The organism is Gallaecimonas zhanjiangensis (genome assembly GCF_057624825.1).
Genome location: NZ_CM172603.1, coordinates 1,950,464 through 1,968,943, shown reverse-complemented (window position 1 = coordinate 1,968,943; position 18,480 = coordinate 1,950,464). Strand labels below are relative to the sequence as shown.

Here is an 18,480-nt window from a genome sequence, read left to right as displayed (position 1 = left end):
TTGACAACTTAGGCAAAGCCGACCCCATTTAGGTTAGTGGCCACTAACGGGGTCAAAAAGCCGTCACTTTTACACCTTGAAAGACCGCCCATACCTCACTATCTTGTTTCTAAAATCAAAACCAAACCCAACATCTTGTGTATCTAATGCACAAGAAACATACGCCAGTGTCGCCGTCTTTGCTGGCGCAAGCTTAGGGAAAAGTCCGATAGGTACGTCATGAACAAGAACCTCCTAGTCACCAAGCGTAACGGCCAACAGGAATCCATTGATCTTGAGAAGATCCATCGTGTGGTTACCTGGGCTGCCGAAGGCCTTAACAATGTGTCTGTATCCCAGGTGGAACTGCGTGCCCAAATCCAGTTCTACGAGGGCATAAAGACGGCGGATATCCACGAGACCCTGATCAAGGCCTCTGCCGACCTGATAAACGAAGAAGCGCCGGACTACCAATACCTGGCTGCCCGCCTGGCGGTGTTCCACCTGCGCAAAAAAGCCTACGGCGAATTCGAGCCGCCCCACCTGTTTGACCATGTCAGCAAAATGGTGGAGATGGGCAAATACGACGAGCACCTGCTGAGCGACTATTCGCGCAGCGACTTCGATGCTCTGAACGACATTCTCGACCACAGCCGCGACATGAATTTCTCCTACGCGGCGGTCAAGCAGCTCGAAGGCAAATACCTGGTACAAAACCGGGTGACCGGCGAGATTTACGAGTCTGCCCAGTTCCTGTACATCCTGGTAGCGGCCTGCCTGTTTGCCGACTACCCCCACGACACGCGCCTGGATTACATCAAGCGTTTCTACGACGCCGTGTCCACCTTTAAGCTGTCGCTGCCCACCCCAATCATGAGCGGTGTGCGCACCCCTACTCGTCAGTTCAGCTCCTGCGTACTGATCGAAACCGGCGACAGCCTCGATTCCATCAACGCCACTGCGGCCGCCATCGTCCGGTACGTCTCCCAGCGTGCCGGTATCGGTATCAATGCTGGCCGCATCCGCGCTCTGGGTAGCCCCATTCGCGGTGGTGAAGCCTTCCACACCGGCTGTATCCCCTTCTACAAACACTTCCAGACCGCCGTTAAGTCCTGCTCCCAGGGCGGGGTCCGGGGCGGCGCTGCCACCCTGTTCTACCCCATGTGGCACCTGGAAGTGGAAAACCTGCTGGTGCTGAAGAACAACCGTGGCGTTGAGGAAAACCGGGTCCGCCACATGGACTACGGCGTGCAAATCAACCGCCTGATGTACCAGCGCCTCATCAAGGGCGGCGACATCACCCTGTTCAGCCCCTCTGACGTGCCCGGCCTGTACGACGCCTTCTTTGCCGATCAGGCCAAGTTTGAAGAGCTGTACGCCAAGTACGAGCAGGACGAGTCCATCCGCAAGAAGACCCTTAAAGCGGTGGATCTGTTCTCCCTGCTGCTGTCTGAGCGCGCTTCCACCGGCCGTATCTACATTCAGAACGTCGACCACTGCAACACCCACAGCCCCTTCGACCCGGCTGTGGCGCCGGTGCGCCAGTCCAACCTGTGCCTGGAGATCGCCCTGCCCACCAAGCCGCTGATGGACATCAACGACGAGAACGGCGAGATTGCGCTTTGCACCCTGTCTGCCTTTAACCTCGGCGCCATCAATGATGTCAGCGAGTTTGAAGAGCTGGCTGAGCTTTCCGTGCGTGCCCTCGATAGCCTGCTGGACTATCAGGACTACCCGGTTAAAGCCGCGCACATCGCCACCATGGGCCGTCGCACCCTGGGCGTGGGCGTTATCAACTACGCCTACTATCTGGCTAAAAACGGCGTGCGTTACTCCGACGGCTCCGCCAACGGCCTGACCCACAAGACCTTCGAGGCCATGCAGTACTACCTGCTCAAAGCCTCCATGGAACTGGCCAAAGAGCGCGGCGCCTGCCCGATGTTTGAGGAAACTACCTACGCCAAAGGCGTGCTGCCCATCGACACTTACAAGAAAGACTTGGATAAAATTGTCGAAGAGCCGCTGCACCTCGATTGGGAACAGCTGCGTAAAGACATCGTCCAGCACGGTTTGCGTAACAGCACCCTGTCAGCGCTGATGCCGTCTGAGACCAGCTCGCAAATTTCCAACGCCACCAACGGCATCGAGCCGCCGCGCGGCCACATCTCGGTGAAGGCCTCCAAAGACGGCATCCTGCGTCAGGTAGTACCGGATTTCGAGCAGCTCAAGGACGCCTACGAACTGCTGTGGGACATTCCCAACAACGACGGTTACCTGCAGCTGGTCGGCATCATGCAAAAGTTCATCGATCAGTCCATCAGCGCCAACACCAACTACGATCCGGCCAAGTTCCCGGGCGGCAAGGTGCCGATGCAGTCGATGATCAAAGACCTGCTCACCGCGTATAAATACGGTGTGAAGACCCTTTACTACCACAACACCCGTGACGGTGCGGCGGACGCCCAAAAGGACTTTACCGTCACCGCCGCTTCCCTGCCCCAGGCAACGGTTGCAGTGGAAGAAGACGACGACGGCTGTGCCGGCGGCGCTTGCAAGATTTGATTTAAAGGGGGGCTTGGCCCCCCTTTCTCAGGGAGCTACCAATGCGTTACACCACTTTCAGCCGGGTCAACAACAACGCCCTGACCGAACCGATGTTCTTCGGCCAGCCGGTCAACGTGGCCCGGTATGATCAACAAAAATACGAAGTCTTTGAAAAGCTGATCGAAAAGCAGCTGTCGTTCTTTTGGCGCCCCGAAGAAGTGGACGTCTCCAAAGACCGCGTCGACTTTGCGCAGTTGCCCGAGCACGAGCAGCACATTTTCCTGTCCAACCTCAAATACCAGACCCTGCTGGACTCCATCCAGGGGCGCAGCCCCAACGTGGCGCTGCTGCCGCTGGTGTCTATCCCTGAGCTGGAAACCTGGATTGAGACTTGGTCTTTTTCCGAGACCATTCACTCGCGCTCCTACACCCACATCATCCGTAATATCGTCGCCGACCCGTCCAAGGTGTTCGACGACATCGTGATGAACGAGGAAATCCAAAAGCGCGCCGATGAAATCGCCGGTTATTACGATGTGCTCATCGAATACACCCAGATCTGGCAGCTGCACGGCGAAGGCACCCATGTAGTGGCCGGCAAAACCTATGAGATAGCGCTTCGCGACCTCAAGAAGAAGCTGTACCTGTGCATGATGGCGGTCAACGCCCTGGAAGCCATCCGCTTCTACGTCAGCTTTGCCTGCTCTTTTGCCTTTGCCGAGCGCAAACTGATGGAAGGCAACGCCAAGATCATCAAATTCATCGCCCGCGACGAAGCGCTGCACCTTTCCGGCACCCAGCAAATTCTGAACCTGATGCGTGACGGCAAAGAAGGCAACGAGTGGGCCGAAATTGCCATCGAGTGCAAAGCCGAGTGCGAAGCGCTCTTTAAACGAGCCGCCGAGCAGGAAAAGGCCTGGGCCAAGTATCTGTTTAAAGATGGCTCGATGATCGGCCTGAACGAGTCCATCCTCAGCCAGTACGTGGAATACATCACCAACGTGCGGATGAACGCGGTGGGCCTGGCCCCGGCCTTTGCCACCGCCTCCAACCCCATCCCCTGGATCAATGCCTGGCTGGTCTCGGACAACGTGCAGGTGGCACCTCAGGAGTCGGAAATAAGCTCCTATCTGGTGGGCCAAATCGACGCCAACGTCGACCTTGGCGATCTGGACGACTTCGACCTCTAAACCAAACCCCGCTTCGGCGGGGTTTTTAACAACTCCTCCGCGCTGTTGATCCAGATCCTGTGTTTGCACTCATAAGTGGTTACACTATGCGCAAATTCCGGTTGAGCCGCCCATGATCAACGCCCGCCATTATCTGTCCTTTGACCGCATGAAAGACGGCACCCCCGTCTTTGTCCGCGCCATCCGCCGGGAAGACAAATACGCGCTGCTCAAAGCCTACGAGCACATGTCGGACCGCTCCATCTACTACCGCTTTATGCGCCCCAAGTGGCAGATGAGCCTGGACGAAGCTGCCCGCTTTACCGACGTGGACTTTGAAAGCCATGTGGCCATTGCCGCTGGCCATTACAGCGAGAAAGGCGAAGAAGAGGCTCTGGGCATAGGCCGCTACATCCTGTTGCCGGGCAGCAAGGTAAAAAGGGCCGAGTTTGCCTGCGCTGTGCTCGATAGCCTGCAAAATCTGGGGGTAGGCAGCATCCTTTTTCAGCACCTGCTGAAAATTGCTCGGGAACAAGGGGTAGAGGAATTTATCGCCGAAGTGCTGCCGCAAAACCGCGGCATGATTGGGGTGTTTCGCCGGGCTGGGCTTCCCACCCGCACCATCATGGAAGACGGCCTGCTGCGGGTGAACATGGATCTGCGGCAAAACCGCGAAGTGCTGGAGTCCGATTAAGGGCTTGGCACAAACACCAGCGGGCTTTCAAAACCGTCTGAGAACAGCTTGAGATTGGCGCCGTCGCGCTCCAGCCAGTTGGCCTTTTGCAACCGGTCCAGGTAAAGCCCTTCGGCCTGCATCAGCTCCCCCATACAGGCCATTTTGGTGCTACCAATATGCCCCACCGTCATGGCTGCGCCGTTTACCAGTTGGTAGTCGGCAAAGTAGCGGTTACAACCGCCCTCACCGCTTAAGCGGCCGTCGGAGCTGAGTTTGAGGGTAATGCCTTTCACCGAACGGGCGGCGGTGGCCAGGGGGCCTTTGACTTGGCTGGCATCAAGGCGCCAGAGGTTGTCGTAGAAGCCGGGGTCGCTGGCACTTTGGCAGGCACAGAGTCCAAGCGCCAAGCCCATCATCCCTAACGCTTTTTTCATGATTGACCTCCCTGTCTGCCAGCCTGTTTGGCGTTACTGACTGCCGGTCGGTGACGGCGTCAACTCCCAGCATAGCTTAGGATCGCCCTGCCAGCGGATCTGCGAAACCTTACCGTCCACCACCACCACCTGGCGGGTGCAGCCGTCCACACTGGGGCCGCCGCCAAAGACGGTGCCTAGAGAGCCAAACACGTTCCCCGAGCCACCACCGACTCCGATGCCAATGCTGGGTTTAGAGCCGGTTTTGGTGTCGCGGTAGATAAGCCAGTCTTGGCCTTCTACCTTGTTGGTCTGGGCGGGTACGCCCCATTTGTCCATCAACGCTTCGGCGCTGTAGCCCTGCCACTGGTGCATGCGGGCGTCCACCCCTTCCGGGGGCACACTGGTGCAGGCGCCAAGGCCCAGCGCCATTAAAAAGGCCCACTTTTTCATGGCCCCTCCTTTGTTAGTTAGGCTCACTGTCGCAGAAACCGGCCAAAGGCGCCAGCAGGGGCGCCTGGTGGTTCATCCGGCCCGGCAAACCTCGGCCAAGGCCCCCAAACGGCGGGTGGACTCTTTGACGTAGGGATTGGTTTTGTCCCAGGCGTAACCGGCCAGGATGGAGCACACCATGCGTTTGATTTGCGGCTGCGGCGCGGGATAGAAGATAACGTCCTGAAAGAGGCCGTCGTACCAGCCCTCGACATAGGTGCGAAACACGTCCACGCCCCCTTGCAGCGGCTCGGCAAAGTCGCGCTGCCAGTCTACCGCTTCGCCCCGGAACTGGCGCACCAGGGTGTTGGCTGCCAGGCTGGCCGAGGTAAAAGCGATGGTCACCCCGGAGGAAAACACCGGGTCGAGAAACTCCCCGGCGTTGCCCAACAGCGCATAGCCCTTGCCATAGAGGCTTTTTACCTTGGCCGAGTAGCCCTTTAAGGTGTTGACCGGGTTTAAAAACTCGGCCCGCGCCAGCACCTTTTGCAGGTCAGGCTCTTCGGCCACCAGGGCGTTGAGCATGGCGGCGTTGTCGAGGTCACGCCCGGCAAAGTAGCGCTCTTCCCCCACCACGCCCAGTGAGCAGGTACCGTCACTGAACGGAATAAGCCAATACCAGATATCGCTGTGCTCAGGGTGGACGCTGATGAGAATTTTGTTTCTATCCAGCTCACTCGGATGGGCGTTGTCTTTGACGTGGGTGAAAAAGGACTGGCGGCTGGCAAGGCCAGAGGGCGCTTCAAGGTCAAAGAGCTTTGGCAGAACCCGGGCAAAGCCCGAGGCGTCCAGCACAAAATCGGCGTCCAATCGGTAGGGCTGGCCTTTGTCATCATGGCCGGTAAGGGTTGCCCCTTCGTCGGTGATGGCCACCGCCTCAATGCCGTGACCAAAGCGAATATCCACGCCCTGGGCCTGGGCCTGGTCGGCCAGCAATTTATCAAAGGCCGCCCTTTTCACCTGAAAGGTGGTGCCGGGGCCAGGGGAGAACTTGTCGGTAAAGTCAAAATCGATATAGCGGCCACGGTGGCGAAAGGCCGCGCCGTTTTTAAATTGAAAGCCAAGCTCTGCCGCCTGGCTTGCCACCGCCTCGCCAAAACCGGCCTCATCCAGATAGACCATGGATTGGGGCAGCAGGCTCTCGCCAATGGAAAACCGGGGGAAATGGCCCTTTTCCAGCACCCTGACCTTGATGCCTTGGCGATGCAGCAACGTGGCCGCCAAGGTCCCTGACGGGCCGGCACCAATGATGGCAACTTGAACCTTGTCGCCACTGTCGTCCTTTCTCATTTTTTTAATCCTTGAAACGGGTGAAGATCAGCGAAGTATTGATGCCACCAAAGGCAAAGTTGTTGCTCATCCAGCAATCCACGGCCATGTCCCGGCCGCCGCCAGTAAGATAATCGAGCGCCGCGCAGCGCGGGTCGCGCTCGGTGAGGTTAAGGGTTGGCGCAAACCAGCCATCGTGCATCATCTCGATACCAAGCCAAGCTTCCAGGGCGCCGCAAGCCCCCAGGGTGTGGCCGAAGTAGCTTTTCAGTGAGCTGATGGCAATGCCCTCACCAAAAACCCGGCCGGTGGCCTGGCTCTCGGCAATATCGCCCTGCTCGGTGGCGGTGCCATGGGCGCTGACGTACTGCACGGCGCCAGCATCGAGGCTGGCGTCTTTTAATGCCAGGCGCATGGCCACTTCCATGGTCTCGGAGGTGGGTGAGGTCACATGGCTGCCGTCGCAGTTGGTCCCAAAGCCCACCAGCTCGGCGAGGATGGTGGCGCCACGGGCCTTGGCATGGTCGTAAGATTCCAGCACCAGGGTGGAGGCGCCCTCGCCTATCACCAGGCCGTCACGGCCGGCATCAAAGGGCCTTGGGGTGAGTTCCGGGCTGTCGTTACGGGTCGAGGTGGCATAAAGGGTGTCAAACACCGCCGCCTCGGTGGGGCACAGCTCTTCGGCGCCGCCGGCCACCATGACTTCCTGGTGGCCGTATTTGATGGCCTCATAGGCGTAACCTATGGCCTGGGAGCCCGAGGTGCAGGCGCTGGAGGTGGGGATCACCCGGCCCTTGAGGCCAAAGAACAGGCTGACGTTGACACAAGTGGTGTGCCCCATCATCTGGATGTAGCTGGTGGCCGTTATCTTGGAGCAATCGTTGCGCTCAAGCATGGCCGAGAACCCCATGATCGGCGGCGTCGAGCCGATAGACGAGCCATAGGCGATGCCGGTGCGGCCATCACTCAGGCAGGCATGGCCCAAAAGCCCGGCCCGCTCCAGGGCAAGCTCGGTGGCGCGGGTAGCCATCATCGACACCCGGCCGTGGGAGCGCACTTGTTTACGGGAATAATGCCCCGGGCGCTCAAAGGCCACAGGGCCGGCCAGTTTGGTGTTAAGGCCCTCAAAGCGGTCCCACTCGTCCATCCGCACTATGCCGTTTTGCCCGGCCTGCATGGCAGCCTTGATGCTGGGCCAGTCATGGCCAAGAGAACTCAACCCGGCCATGCCGGTCACCACCACTCGGCGCATCAGCACAGCCCCCCGTTAACGGCGATCACCTGGCGGGTGATGTAGCTTGCCTTGTCGGAGCACAAAAAGGCCACCAAGTCTGCCACTTCCTGGGCTTGGCCGGCCCGGCGCAGCGGGATGAGCTCTTTAATATGCTCGGCGGCTTCCAAGTTATCGGTCATGTCAGACTCAATCAGCCCAGGCGCCACACAGTTAACGGTGATTTTGCGCTTGGCAAGCTCCAGGGCCAGGGCCTTGGTGGCGCCGATAATGCCGGCCTTGGAGGCCGAATAGTTCACCTGGCCGCGGTTGCCGATAAGGCCCGACACCGATGCCAGGGTCACGATGCGCCCGCCCTTGCGGCGCTGCACCATGGGCATCACCACCGGTTTGAGGACGTTGTAAAAGCCATCGAGGTTGGTGTGGATAACGCTGTCCCAGTCCTCGTCGGTGAGCGCCGGGAAGGCGCCGTCGCGGCTAATGCCGGCGTTCACTACCACCGCGTCATAGGCGCCATGGGCCGCCATATCCGCTTCCAGGGCGGCCTTGGCGCCTTCGCGGTCGGCCACATCAAAGGCCAGCAGGCGGCCATTGCCACCAGCCGCTTCAATCTCGGCCAAAACCTTGGCAGCGGCCTCTTCGCGGCTACGATAGTGAATGACCACGGCGCACCCCGGGCCGGCCAGGGTTTTGGCGATGGCGGCGCCGATGCCGCGGCTGGCGCCGGTAACCAGTATCTGTTTCATGGTTGTTCTCCTGCCAAAAGGTGGCTGGCATCCTCTGGCTGATAGACGGTGAGCTGGGCCCGTTGCTCGCCCCTTGGGCCGCTCAGGGTGCAGCTAAACACGCTCAGGCCGTTTTCCTGGGCAAAGCTCTTACTGACCGACACTTCCAGCACCTCGCCAAAGGCAAAGCGGGGAAAGTCAGACTCAAACCGGCGGGTGCCCAGCAAAAAGCCCATTTTCACCTGCTCGCTGGCCTGCTCGGCCAGCCAACCGGCATAAACGGCGATGGTCTGGGCCATAAACTCAATGCCGACCCAGCTTCCCACCCCTTGGGCGTCGGCAAAGAGGCAATCGGGGCTGATAACGACCCGGCAGCGGGCAAAGTCGTGGCCAACGTCCAGCACCTCATCAATAAGCAGCATCGGCGCGCGATGCGCCAGGTAATGGCTGGGCGCCTTAAAAAGCGGTTGTTCATTCATGGCTCAAAATCACACTGACATTGCTGCCGCCAAAAGCATAAGAGTTGGACATCACATGACGCAGGGCTGCGTCCTGGCCGGCATCGGCAAAACGCAGCGGCGGCAGCGCGCTGTCGTATTGGCCACGCCACAACTGGGGAGGCACCTTGCCATGGCAAAGGGCAAGGTAACAAAAAGCCGCCTCAAGGGCACCGGCCGCGCCCAGGCAGTGGCCTATCTGGGCTTTGGAGGTGCTGACCCAAGGGGCGGCGCTGAAAAAATCGGCCACAAGATGGGCTTCCATCTCGTCGTTTTTTGGGGTGCCGGTGCCGTGCAGGTTGACATAACCGACATCCTGTTCGCCGATACCGGCCTGGGCCAAGGCCTCTTGCATGGCAAGGCGGGCGCCTGTGCCTTTAGGGTCGGGCGCCGAGATATGGTAACCGTCGGACGACTCCCCCACCCCGGCAAGCGTTACAGCGCCTTTACGCCGTGACAGTAAAAACACCGCCGCCCCTTCGCCGATGCTGATGCCCTGGCGGCCCTGGCTAAAGGGCGCGCAGGGCCCGGCAGAGATAGACTCCAAGGCGGCAAAGCCGTTGAGGGTCAGCCGGCACAGGCTATCGGCGCCGCCAACCACCACAGCGTCGGCAAGCCCGGCCAAAATAAGGCGCCGGGCGCTGGCAAAGGCCTTACCGGCCGAGGAGCACGCCGTGGAAAGGGTGTAACAGGGGCCACTTACCCCCAGGTAGGCGCCGGCAAAGCGGGCAACCGAGCCAAGGGTTTGCACCTCGTACTGAAAATCATCCGGCAGCTCGCCGCTCGCCTGCCACTGGACCAGGGCCTTTTCCCCCACGTCGATACCGGCGGTAGACGAACCCAGCACCACTGCCACCCGCGCCGCGCCGTAGTCGGCTTTGGCCGCCTCGATGGCGTCTTTGATTTGGTCAAGGGCCTGGCGCAGCATGCGGTTGTTACGGCAATCGAGGGCCGCAAAGGCTTCAGGCAGCGGCGCCAATGGCTCGGTAACGGCGCCCACCCAGGCAGGAGCGTCGCCCAGCAACAGATCGGAGATCTGACAAAGGCCACTTTGGCCAGCAAAAAGGGCCTGTGAGACAGTTGCGCAATCACTACCCAGTGGCGTTACCAGCCCTGGCGCCGACAAATAAAGCTCATTCATAGGTCACCTCAAATCCGTAACCCAGTTGCTGCTGTTCAAAGCGAAAGCCCTTGGCTTGATGGGCGATGGTGGCGATCACCTTGCCGCCCTTTACGATCTGGCGCGTGGCATCGCCGTCAATCACCTCAACTCCCTCGCCAGCGAGGCTTTTTTCCAGGCTTTGCTGCGGCATCAAGCACAGCAGCAAGTCGGCCAGCAGATGGGCCGGATCAGCCTGTTGCGGCAACAACGCCGAACGCTGCTCCGTGATGGCTTGGCCGTCAAAGCGGGCCTGGAATAAAAAGGTGCCAAAACCGCTCAGGGCGGTGAGGGTCATGGCCTTCTGGTCAAGGCCAAGCTCCCCCACCAGCTGCCAGCGGTTATCGCCATGCCAGGCCACCACCTGCTGGGTGCGCTGGCTGGGCACTTTCACCCAATCCAAAGGTGGCAGCCGCCACTGGATGTTATCGCCAAGGTTGACGGTTGCTTGCGGCGGCGGTGTCAGGCTCTGGCAACCGGCCAGCCACAGCAGCACCAAAATGAGGAGCGTTTTTTTCATAAAGACCTCGCCCAAAACAGGCTGCTTAACCAGGCGCACAAGAGCCCCACCGCCACCAGCGCCCCAAAGCCGGCCAATACCGGGGTGCTGGACGCCACCAGCAGCCCAAAGGCAAACAGGCTGGAGAGCATCGACAGCAGCACCGCCAGCAGGGTGTGGCTACTGCTGACCTTGTCTGAGACAAAAAACAGGCAGTAATCGAGGCTAAGCCCCAGCACCAAAATCAGCCCCAGGGCATGGATAAGGTTAAAAGGCTGGCCAAGGTAGGCCGGGGTGACCGCCGCGGCGCCAAGGGCCAGGGCAGTGGCAAAAAGCACCCTTACGCCCTTGGCGCGAAGGGCTGTGAGCAGCACCAGCGCCAGGATGCCAAAGGCCAGAAGCACCAGCCACAACACTTGGTCACGATAATGGCCAAAGGTGTGGGTGATACGCGCGGTAGGGTCAATCAGCCCCAGATCGCCAAGGGCCGCCGCCCCTTCTTGGGTCAGGCCTTGCAGCACCATCACTGTGGCTGGGCTCGCGCCTTCGAGCAGCAGTTGCAGGCGTCCATCGCCCTTGGGCCAACTTTGTGGCGTCAATCCCGGCATGAAAGCGGGCGCTGGCCCCAGGGCGCCGCCCAGACGGCTATCGAGCTGCTGCCACAGCGCGCTGATGCGAAGGTGGTCGCCATGCTGGCGCTTAAGGGACGGAAAGCCTTGGCTGAGCGCCAGCACCGAGCCTAACTGGCCCTTGGCTTTGAGGGCATCGAGCCTTGGCATCAAGGCTTCTTCTTGTTCCAAAAGCCCTTGGGTATCGGCCGCTCGCAGCAACAGGTATTGGCCGCCAGGGCGCTGGCCCAGCCAGTATTCGAGGCGCGAAGCCACTTGCTCCAAGGCCGCATCTTTGGGCTGCCACTGGCGAATGTCATCATCAAAAGACAAGCGCCCTGCCCCCAAGGCGCACCACAGCACAATAACAGCCAGCAGCAGCCAGCGGGCAACGCCTTGGCGCTTATCAACCGCCGCCATAAAACGCGCCGGCCACTGGCGGCTGGGAGCCAGCGGCACCTTGGCGGCGTAGCGCACGTAGCCGTAGGCTATCAGCAGGCCGCCAAGGGCGGTGACGCCCAGTTGCGAAAGCCCCGGAAAAGGCGACAGCACCAGCACCCCATAGGCCACCAGGCTCGATACCAGGCCGCCCAGCAGCGGCCCGCGAATGCTGCGCTGCGCCGCTCCTGCCGCCAGGGCGTGAAAGCCGTAATCGGCGCAAATGCCGATAACGCTCGCCCCCATCACCAGGGCCAGCCAATGGGCGTGGGGGAAACACCACCACAAGGCGGTGAGCGCCCCCAGCAGCGACAGCCCCAGCAAGGCCCCCATAAAACCCAAGGCCCGCCAGCCGCCAAAACCCCAGGCAATGAGCGCCAGCACTGCCGCCAGCGCCAGGGTGCCAAAGCGGCTCACCTCCCGCTGGGCCTGGTTGGCGCCCTGTTGGGCATAAAGCAGCGTTCCCACCGCCTGCACTTTTACCGGCAGCGCCGCCAGCCACGAGGAAACCTTGGCCTGCAAGGCGCCGTCATAGGCCGAGCCCTTTAGGGACAAGGTAAGGATGGCGGCATAGCGGCCGTCTTTGTGCCAAAGGGGCCAGCCCTCTTGCAGCACCAGCGGCGTTGTTGCCGGCTTTTGGCTGTCGAGCCAGTGGCTGAAGGTCAATAACGGGTCGGCCCGCAGGCTCGAAGGGGTTGGCCCAAACCACAGCCCCAGCGCCCGGTTAACAAGTGCCTCATCGCTCAGCTGGCGATCGCTTTGTGCCATCAGCTGAGCCCGATACTCACCGTAGCGCTCAAAGCGGCTGTCCGGGCCGCCTTGCCAGCTTTTTAGAAAGTCGGCCTGACTCAGCGCTTTGGCGAGGGTGTTGGCGTCGCGCACCAGCGCCTTGGGGTCGGTGTTTTCGACGACGAGCCACAGCTGGTTGTCAAAACGGGCCTTAAGGGTGGCAAAGGCAGCGCTGTCCCCCGCGCTTTGCCCGGCCAGGTTGGCAGGCAGCAGATCGGCAAGCTGGGTGGATGGCGACACCCCAAGGGCCAGTCGCCAGCCCAGCAATACCAATAGCACCAGCGCCAGGCACCAGGCCTTCACTGACACTGCCCGGGTTGCAGTTTGATAAGGGTCTGGCCGCCCTTCGGCTCGTCAAGGCGAATGGCCGTTGGCGGCTCACCGTCAATCACGATGCGGCTGATGGCTTTTTGCAACAAGGCATCCTTGGGCACCAGGGTTTGCTGGGCACCCTCGTCTTCAACGCTAAAGTGCGCCTTAAGGGCGGCGGTATCGCCCCGCACCACGGCACCTAACAGCTCGGCAAGGCTCGCCGCCAGGGGGTTATCGGCCGAGGCTATTTGCTGGGGCGCCTGGCCTGGCAGCTGCTGATAAAGGCCTGCTTTTGAGATTTGCAGGGTGCTCTCAAAGGGTTTGAGGGTGTGCCAGCTAAGTAAGCCGTCTTTAAGCTGATAGCGCCCTTCGCTGACAAAAGGTTTGGCGAGCCCCGCCAGGGACTTTTCTTGGCTGAAGGTGCCGCAGGGGGCCGGCGTGGCAAGGGCGGCGCCAAGGGCCAAGGCGCTCAATAAGGCCATGGTTCCCCCAGTTTTTCAAACAGCACCCGAGGGGAGACAAACTGCATCTCGCCGCTGGTTTTATCCACCGCCACCTGCACGCTTTGACCCTTGGTAAGGCGCTGGCCGGTTTCCTTGCAGCGCACATCAAAGCTCATGCCAAGGCGATTGTGAAACTCGGTGAGCTTGGCGCTCACCAGCAGCTTTTGGTTGAGGGTGGCCGAGCGGATGTATTTGACCTTCAAATCGACAATGGGCCACACGTAGCCGGAGGCTTCCATTTGCTCGTAGTTGTAGTCAAAGCTGTCCAACAAGGCGCTGCGGGCCACCTCGAAATACCGCAGGTAATTGCCGTGCCAAGCCACTCGCATCGGGTCTAGGTCGTGAAAAGGCACTTGCAGTTCCACTGTCACTTCACGGATTGTCATAAAGACTCCAGGTACGGGCGCGAAGCTCGGCCATCATTTGGCGAAGCTCCCCTTCCAAGGGGCGGTCGGCAATAACCGGGGGGCAAAGGCGTTGCACGCTGGCGCAAAACTCGGCAAGTTCGTCGCCCAGCTCCAAGCCGTGGTCGCGCTGGCGCAGCCAACAACCTTGGCTGGCGGCCAGCAAGGCAGCCGCCGTTACCTGTTCGGTCAGCTCGATGATGCGCAGGCAATCGCGGGCGGCGATGGTGCCCATGCTGACCTTGTCCTGGTTGTGGCACTCGGTAGAGCGGGAGAACACCGATGCTGGCATGCAGTGCTTGAGGGCTTCGGCAGTCCAGGCCGACACCCCAATCTGCACCGCCTTAAAGCCGTGGCTGATGGCCCGCTCAGGGCCCTGGGCGCCGGTGAGGTTAGTGGGCAGGCCGTTGTTGTAACGGCTGTCCACCAAGGAGGCCAACTGGCGGTCTAAAAGGTCGGCAAGGTTAGCCACCTGCACCTTCAGGGTGTCCATGGCCATGGCGATGTGGCCGCCGTAAAAATGCCCGCCATGCAGCACCTGCTCGCCCACCGCATCGATAATGGGGTTGTCGTTGCTGCTGTTAAGCTCGGTCTCGATAAGGCCGCGAAGCCAGGGCAGCGCATCTTCCAAGGCCCCAATCACATGGGGGGCGCAGCGCAGCGAGTAGCGGTCTTGCAGGCGGCTGTGGCTCGCTTCACCGTGATAATGCAAATCCGCCCTTAGCCTGCTGGCCACCTCGCTTTGCCCCGGGTGGGGTTTGACCGCAAAGAGGGTCTGGTCAAAGTGATAGCTGTTGCCGCCCAGGGCTTTACTCATCAGCGCCGTGATACGGGTGGCCATGGCGCTTAAATACTTGGCTTGGGTGAAGGCTTGGCAGGCAAGGGCCGTCATCACCGCGGTGCCGTTCATGATGGCCAGGCCCTCTTTGGGCTTCAAGGTCAAAGGGGCAACGCCCTTTTCGGCCAGCACGTCCTTAGTTGGGCGGATACGGCCCTGGTAATAGACATCGCGCTCGCCGACCAGCACCGCCGCTAGATAAGAAAGCGGAGTGAGATCCCCTGAGGCTCCCACCGAGCCCTCGGCGGGAATAACCGGAATAACGTCTTCACTGAGCAGCCATTGCAACCTTGCCAGCAGCGCCCAGGTGACCCCAGAGTGGCCCTTGCTGAGGGACGCCAGACGGCTTGCGACAATAGCCCGCCCCTCCTCCACGCTAAAGTGGCGGCCAAGGCCACAGCCATGAAAGCGGGTCAGGTTAAGGGGCAGCGCTTCAACCAGGGATTTGGGAATGTCTACCGTGACCGAGTCGCCGTAGCCGGTGGTCACCCCGTAAATCTCGCCCTCTTCGCGCCAGAGCCGGTCTAAAAAGCCGGCGCCTTTTTCAATCAGGGCCCGGTAGGGCTCAGTGCCGTCCAGCTCGGCCGCCACGTCACGTGCAGCCAGGGCGTTAATGTCTTCAATGCGTAGCGGCCCTTGGCCGAAAACCACCGTCATAAAGGGTCCTTGCGCTGGCCTTTATCGGCCTGCCAAAAATCAAAAAAGTTAAACCATTGCAGCGGCGCCTGGCGGCAATGGGCCGCCAGGCGATCGGCAAAGCGCTGGGCCCAAAGGGCCAGGGTTTGCTGGCGGGTCTTGCGCTCAAGCTTGATACCTTGCGGGGCAAAGGGCTCAAGGCTCACCAGATGACCTTGCCCCTGGCGCACACAAAAGAGGGTGTAGACCGGGCATTCCAGCACATGGGCTAGCACCCAGGGGCCGATGGGAAAAGGCGCCGGCTCGCCAAGAAAATCGCAGGCCTGGGTGTGGCCAGCTTTGCTGGCCGAGGTGCGGTCTCCCACCATCACCACCAGCTCGCCGGCGTCGATGCGCTGGCGCAGCACCATGGCGGTATCGGGGCCCATTTGGCTCACTTCCAGCATGTTCATCCGCGCCGCCGGGTTTATCTCGGCCAACAGCGCATTGAACTTGAGGGCGTGCTCGGTCAGCACCAGCACCGTCATCGGCTGTTCCGACAGCGCCCGGCACAGCTCCAAGTTGCCAAGGTGGGCACCAACCAGCAAGGCGCCGCGGCCACTTTGTTTAATGTCTTCAATATGTTGGCGCCCATCAAAGCGAACCTCTCGCTGCTTTTCCACCCGCCCGGCCCAGGCGGCGAGCTTATCGAGAATGCTCTCGCCAAAGGCCAGATGATGGCGAAAACCGGCCCAGAGCCCAGGGGCTTTGGCGAGTCCCGGCAAGGGGCCTTCATGGCGATAAAGCCGCGTCAGGTAATCGAGGGAGTGGCGGCGGCTGGCCCCGGTTATAAAGAAGTACGCCATCACCGGGTACAAAAAGAGCCGAAAGCCGGGGCGGCCAAAGAGCCGGTAGGCCAGCCAAAGGCTACGCATTCCCAGGCGACTGCCCCGCTCTGCCACCGACGACCAGTGCTTGGGGCGCTGAAAATGCCGGGCGATGAGTTTGGGCAGTCGCCAGAGCATCCCGAAAAAGAGCCGGGTATGCATCTTGGAGATAAGCCAGTTGTCTTGCCAGGCCTTGAAGTGGGAGGCGCCGTCCTCGGGGTAAATAACCCGGGTTTTAAGCTGGTGGATAGCCATGCCGGACCAATAGAGCCGCACCATGACTTCGATATCAAAATCCATGCGCCGGCCCAGCTGCACCCGGTCAAAAAGGGCCACGGTGGCAGCCAGGGGGTAGACCCGAAAACCGCACATGGCGTCTTTGATAGCAAAGCTCAGGGTCTCCACCCACACCCAAAAATGGGTGACATAACGCCCGTAAAGGCGGCCTTTGGGCACCGAGGCATCATATTCGGGTTGCCCGGCGATAAGCGCGGCGGGGGTGACTTGCGCCTGGGTTAAAAAACGCGGGATATCGTCAAAGGCATGCTGGCCGTCGGCGTCCACCTGCAGGCCGTGGCTAAAGCCCATAGTAAGCGCGGTGCGAAGGCCGGTGATAACGGCGCCGCCCTTGCCTTGGTTTTGGCTATGGCGCACCAGGGTGATGGCGCTATAGCGCGCGGCCAGCTCGTCCAGCACGGCACTGTGCTCGGGCGCCGAGCCGTCGTCCACCACCACCAGCGGCAAACCGGTCTCAACCAGCTTTGGCAAGGTACGACGGGCGGCCGGGCCATGGTTGTAGACCGGCACCACCAGGCAGGGGCGAAAACTCACCTCGCCTCCCTTGCCATCACAATGCGGCCGCTGGCGTGGTTGCCCTTGACCGAGCTGTAGGTAAAGGCCAGGCGCCCTTTGGCGTCGTCATAGGACAAAGTCAGATGTAACGGAGTGCCTGCCTGAACCAGGGCCTGGAACTTCACCGCTTCCATGCGCTGGCTGTCCAGCACCAGGCCAAATTCAGCGGCACCAAAGCGGGCGGCCCAATCGAGCTGCGCCACGCCGGGCAAAATGGGAAGGCCGGGGAAATGGCCCTGAAACTGGGGCAGCTCGGGGCTTATTTCAAGCACCAGTGTCAGCTGGTCCTCGCCTGGATGGCGAGCTAAAACGGGGGGCAGTGTCGGCATGACATCACTCATCAAATAAGGCACTTAACGCCAGGTTGGTTATCTTGCCCTGGGCATTGACCGGCAAGTGCGCCACCAGGCGCCAGCGGCGCGGCAGCACCACGGGTTCAAATTCGGCCAACAGCCCCTGGCGAAGCTGCTGGTAAAAGGCGTGTTTGCCAAGGCGCGCCACCTGCTCACGGCCAGGCTCGGTGAGCACCAGCACCGCGCCCAGTTGCTGGCGCCGGCCTTCAAGGAGCAGGCAACGGGCCTGGCTGACCATGGGGCTACCTATCAGGGCCTGCTCCATAGCATCAAGAGAAAGGCGCTTTTGCTCGACTTTGACAATGCGATCGCGCCGGCCCAGCAGCGCAAAGCGGCCATCGGCGCCTATCTCGACCCTATCACCCATGCTTTGGCAGCCACCGGCAACCACCGAGCTGACCACTAGGCCCCCTTCAACGTCGATTTGGCAATCGACGCCGGCAAAAGGGGTCCAGCGCCGGTTCTGGCCCTGGCGGCGCCAAGCCACGCCGCCGGTTTCGGTGGAACCGAACACTTCGGTAGGCATGACCCCGAGGCGCTGGTGAGCCTGGGCCGCGCCCTGCTCGCCCAGCAAACCGCCGGAGCTGAACAAGGCGTCAAGGCGCGAACCTATCACCATAAAGGCATCGGGCAGCCGCTCAAGATGCGCCGGGCTTGCCACCAGTGCCAAGGGCCCGGTAAGAGCCGCTGCCATGGCATCCAGTTGCTCGGGGTAGCTGATGGTTTCGCGCGCCACGGCGGCGCCGCTCACCAAGGGCCAGAGCAGGCGAAACAGCAAACCGTAGATATGCTGGTGACTGACCGTTGCCAGCACCGCGCCGCGCAACGGCCCGAAGGTGGCGCTTAGCGCCTCCAGTTCGCCAAGCAGCTGCTCGGCGCTTTTATCCACCGCTTTGGGCTCGCCGGTGCTGCCGGAGGTAAAGAGCACGATGGGCAAGACCGCCGGGCAGCAAGGCTCACCATAAAAGGCCAAGGGGTCGAGTTGGCGGCCAGCAAAGGCCAATTCCTCGCTGCTGATAAGGCCATCAGCCTCGATAAGCGCCAAGGTACCGGGTTGGCCGTTACCGGGCAAAATCGCGGTAGCGCCCGCCTGCCAGCAAGCCAGCAGCGCGGCAAAAAAGGCTGCCGGGTCTTGATCCCACAGCACCCAGCGCTCGCCAGATTTGAGCTGGGCGCCAAGGCCGCCGGCATGGCGTGAAAGGGCCAGGCCGCTCATGGTTGGGGCAAG

Annotated in this window: 18 protein-coding genes; 3 read left to right on the top strand and 15 right to left on the bottom strand. The window is 61.0% G+C overall.

Features of this window, described 5'->3' with window-relative positions; genetic code table 11:
• Window positions 1–219: 219 nt before the first annotated feature.
• The 3 genes from nrdA (at window position 220) to AC22G1_RS09340 (ending at window position 4,386) form a co-directional block, all read left to right on the top strand.
• Window positions 220–2,541: a class 1a ribonucleoside-diphosphate reductase subunit alpha gene (gene nrdA / locus AC22G1_RS09350; protein ID WP_487316519.1), complete on the top strand. Its 2,322-nt coding sequence runs from the start codon at window positions 220–222 to the stop codon at window positions 2,539–2,541.
• Window positions 2,542–2,582: 41 nt separating this feature from the next.
• Window positions 2,583–3,713, top strand: coding sequence for a class Ia ribonucleoside-diphosphate reductase subunit beta (nrdB, locus tag AC22G1_RS09345; RefSeq protein WP_487316518.1), 1,131 nt, complete (start codon window positions 2,583–2,585; stop codon window positions 3,711–3,713).
• 112 nt (window positions 3,714–3,825) lie between these two features.
• A complete protein-coding gene (locus tag AC22G1_RS09340) occupies window positions 3,826–4,386 on the top strand; it encodes a GNAT family N-acetyltransferase (RefSeq protein ID WP_123421280.1) in 561 nt (186 codons plus the stop codon).
• Here AC22G1_RS09340 and AC22G1_RS09335 read toward each other — a convergent pair.
• From AC22G1_RS09335 to AC22G1_RS09265, 15 genes are all read right to left on the bottom strand, one after another.
• Window positions 4,383–4,802: an META domain-containing protein gene (locus AC22G1_RS09335; protein ID WP_083445776.1), complete on the bottom strand. Its 420-nt coding sequence runs from the start codon at window positions 4,800–4,802 to the stop codon at window positions 4,383–4,385. The genes AC22G1_RS09340 and AC22G1_RS09335 overlap by 4 nt on opposite strands.
• Before the next feature lie 33 nt (window positions 4,803–4,835).
• Complete coding sequence (locus AC22G1_RS09330) at window positions 4,836–5,234, bottom strand: hypothetical protein (protein WP_123421278.1); 399 nt, start codon at window positions 5,232–5,234, stop codon at window positions 4,836–4,838.
• A 72-nt stretch (window positions 5,235–5,306) separates the two neighbouring features.
• Entirely contained in the window at window positions 5,307–6,563 is a 1,257-nt protein-coding gene (locus AC22G1_RS09325) for an NAD(P)/FAD-dependent oxidoreductase (RefSeq protein ID WP_487316517.1), read from the bottom strand.
• Between the two features lie 4 nt (window positions 6,564–6,567).
• A complete protein-coding gene (locus tag AC22G1_RS09320) occupies window positions 6,568–7,794 on the bottom strand; it encodes a beta-ketoacyl-ACP synthase (RefSeq protein ID WP_487316516.1) in 1,227 nt (408 codons plus the stop codon).
• On the bottom strand, window positions 7,794–8,519 hold the full coding sequence (gene fabG, locus AC22G1_RS09315; RefSeq protein WP_050658054.1) for a 3-oxoacyl-ACP reductase FabG: 726 nt from the start codon (window positions 8,517–8,519) through the stop codon (window positions 7,794–7,796). The genes AC22G1_RS09320 and fabG overlap by 1 nt, the downstream gene beginning before the upstream one ends.
• Window positions 8,516–8,977 (bottom strand): hotdog family protein, encoded by a 462-nt coding sequence (locus AC22G1_RS09310; RefSeq protein WP_487316515.1) that lies wholly within the window; start codon window positions 8,975–8,977, stop codon window positions 8,516–8,518. Before AC22G1_RS09310 ends, fabG begins: the two co-directional genes overlap by 4 nt.
• A complete protein-coding gene (locus tag AC22G1_RS09305; RefSeq protein WP_487316514.1) occupies window positions 8,970–10,136 on the bottom strand; it encodes a beta-ketoacyl-ACP synthase in 1,167 nt (388 codons plus the stop codon). Before AC22G1_RS09305 ends, AC22G1_RS09310 begins: the two co-directional genes overlap by 8 nt.
• Window positions 10,129–10,674, bottom strand: a complete 546-nt coding sequence (gene apeN, locus AC22G1_RS09300) for an ApeN family LolB-like membrane protein (RefSeq protein WP_487316513.1) — start codon at window positions 10,672–10,674, stop codon at window positions 10,129–10,131. The genes AC22G1_RS09305 and apeN overlap by 8 nt, the downstream gene beginning before the upstream one ends.
• A complete protein-coding gene (locus AC22G1_RS09295; protein ID WP_487316512.1) occupies window positions 10,671–12,791 on the bottom strand; it encodes an MMPL family transporter in 2,121 nt (706 codons plus the stop codon). The genes apeN and AC22G1_RS09295 overlap by 4 nt, the downstream gene beginning before the upstream one ends.
• Window positions 12,788–13,282, bottom strand: coding sequence for an outer membrane lipoprotein carrier protein LolA (locus tag AC22G1_RS09290; RefSeq protein WP_487316511.1), 495 nt, complete (start codon window positions 13,280–13,282; stop codon window positions 12,788–12,790). The genes AC22G1_RS09295 and AC22G1_RS09290 overlap by 4 nt, the downstream gene beginning before the upstream one ends.
• Window positions 13,270–13,689 carry an acyl-CoA thioesterase gene (locus AC22G1_RS09285; protein ID WP_487316510.1) on the bottom strand — a complete coding sequence of 140 codons (420 nt, stop codon included), beginning with the start codon at window positions 13,687–13,689 and terminating at the stop codon, window positions 13,270–13,272. Before AC22G1_RS09285 ends, AC22G1_RS09290 begins: the two co-directional genes overlap by 13 nt.
• Entirely contained in the window at window positions 13,676–15,202 is a 1,527-nt protein-coding gene (locus tag AC22G1_RS09280; RefSeq protein WP_487316509.1) for an HAL/PAL/TAL family ammonia-lyase, read from the bottom strand. The genes AC22G1_RS09285 and AC22G1_RS09280 overlap by 14 nt, the downstream gene beginning before the upstream one ends.
• Window positions 15,199–16,878: a glycosyltransferase family 2 protein gene (locus tag AC22G1_RS09275; protein WP_487316508.1), complete on the bottom strand. Its 1,680-nt coding sequence runs from the start codon at window positions 16,876–16,878 to the stop codon at window positions 15,199–15,201. The genes AC22G1_RS09280 and AC22G1_RS09275 overlap by 4 nt, the downstream gene beginning before the upstream one ends.
• A complete protein-coding gene (locus tag AC22G1_RS09270; RefSeq protein WP_487316507.1) occupies window positions 16,875–17,240 on the bottom strand; it encodes an ApeI family dehydratase in 366 nt (121 codons plus the stop codon). The genes AC22G1_RS09275 and AC22G1_RS09270 overlap by 4 nt, the downstream gene beginning before the upstream one ends.
• Window positions 17,233–18,468 carry an AMP-binding protein gene (locus tag AC22G1_RS09265; RefSeq protein WP_487316506.1) on the bottom strand — a complete coding sequence of 412 codons (1,236 nt, stop codon included), beginning with the start codon at window positions 18,466–18,468 and terminating at the stop codon, window positions 17,233–17,235. Before AC22G1_RS09265 ends, AC22G1_RS09270 begins: the two co-directional genes overlap by 8 nt.
• Window positions 18,469–18,480: the final 12 nt, after the last annotated feature.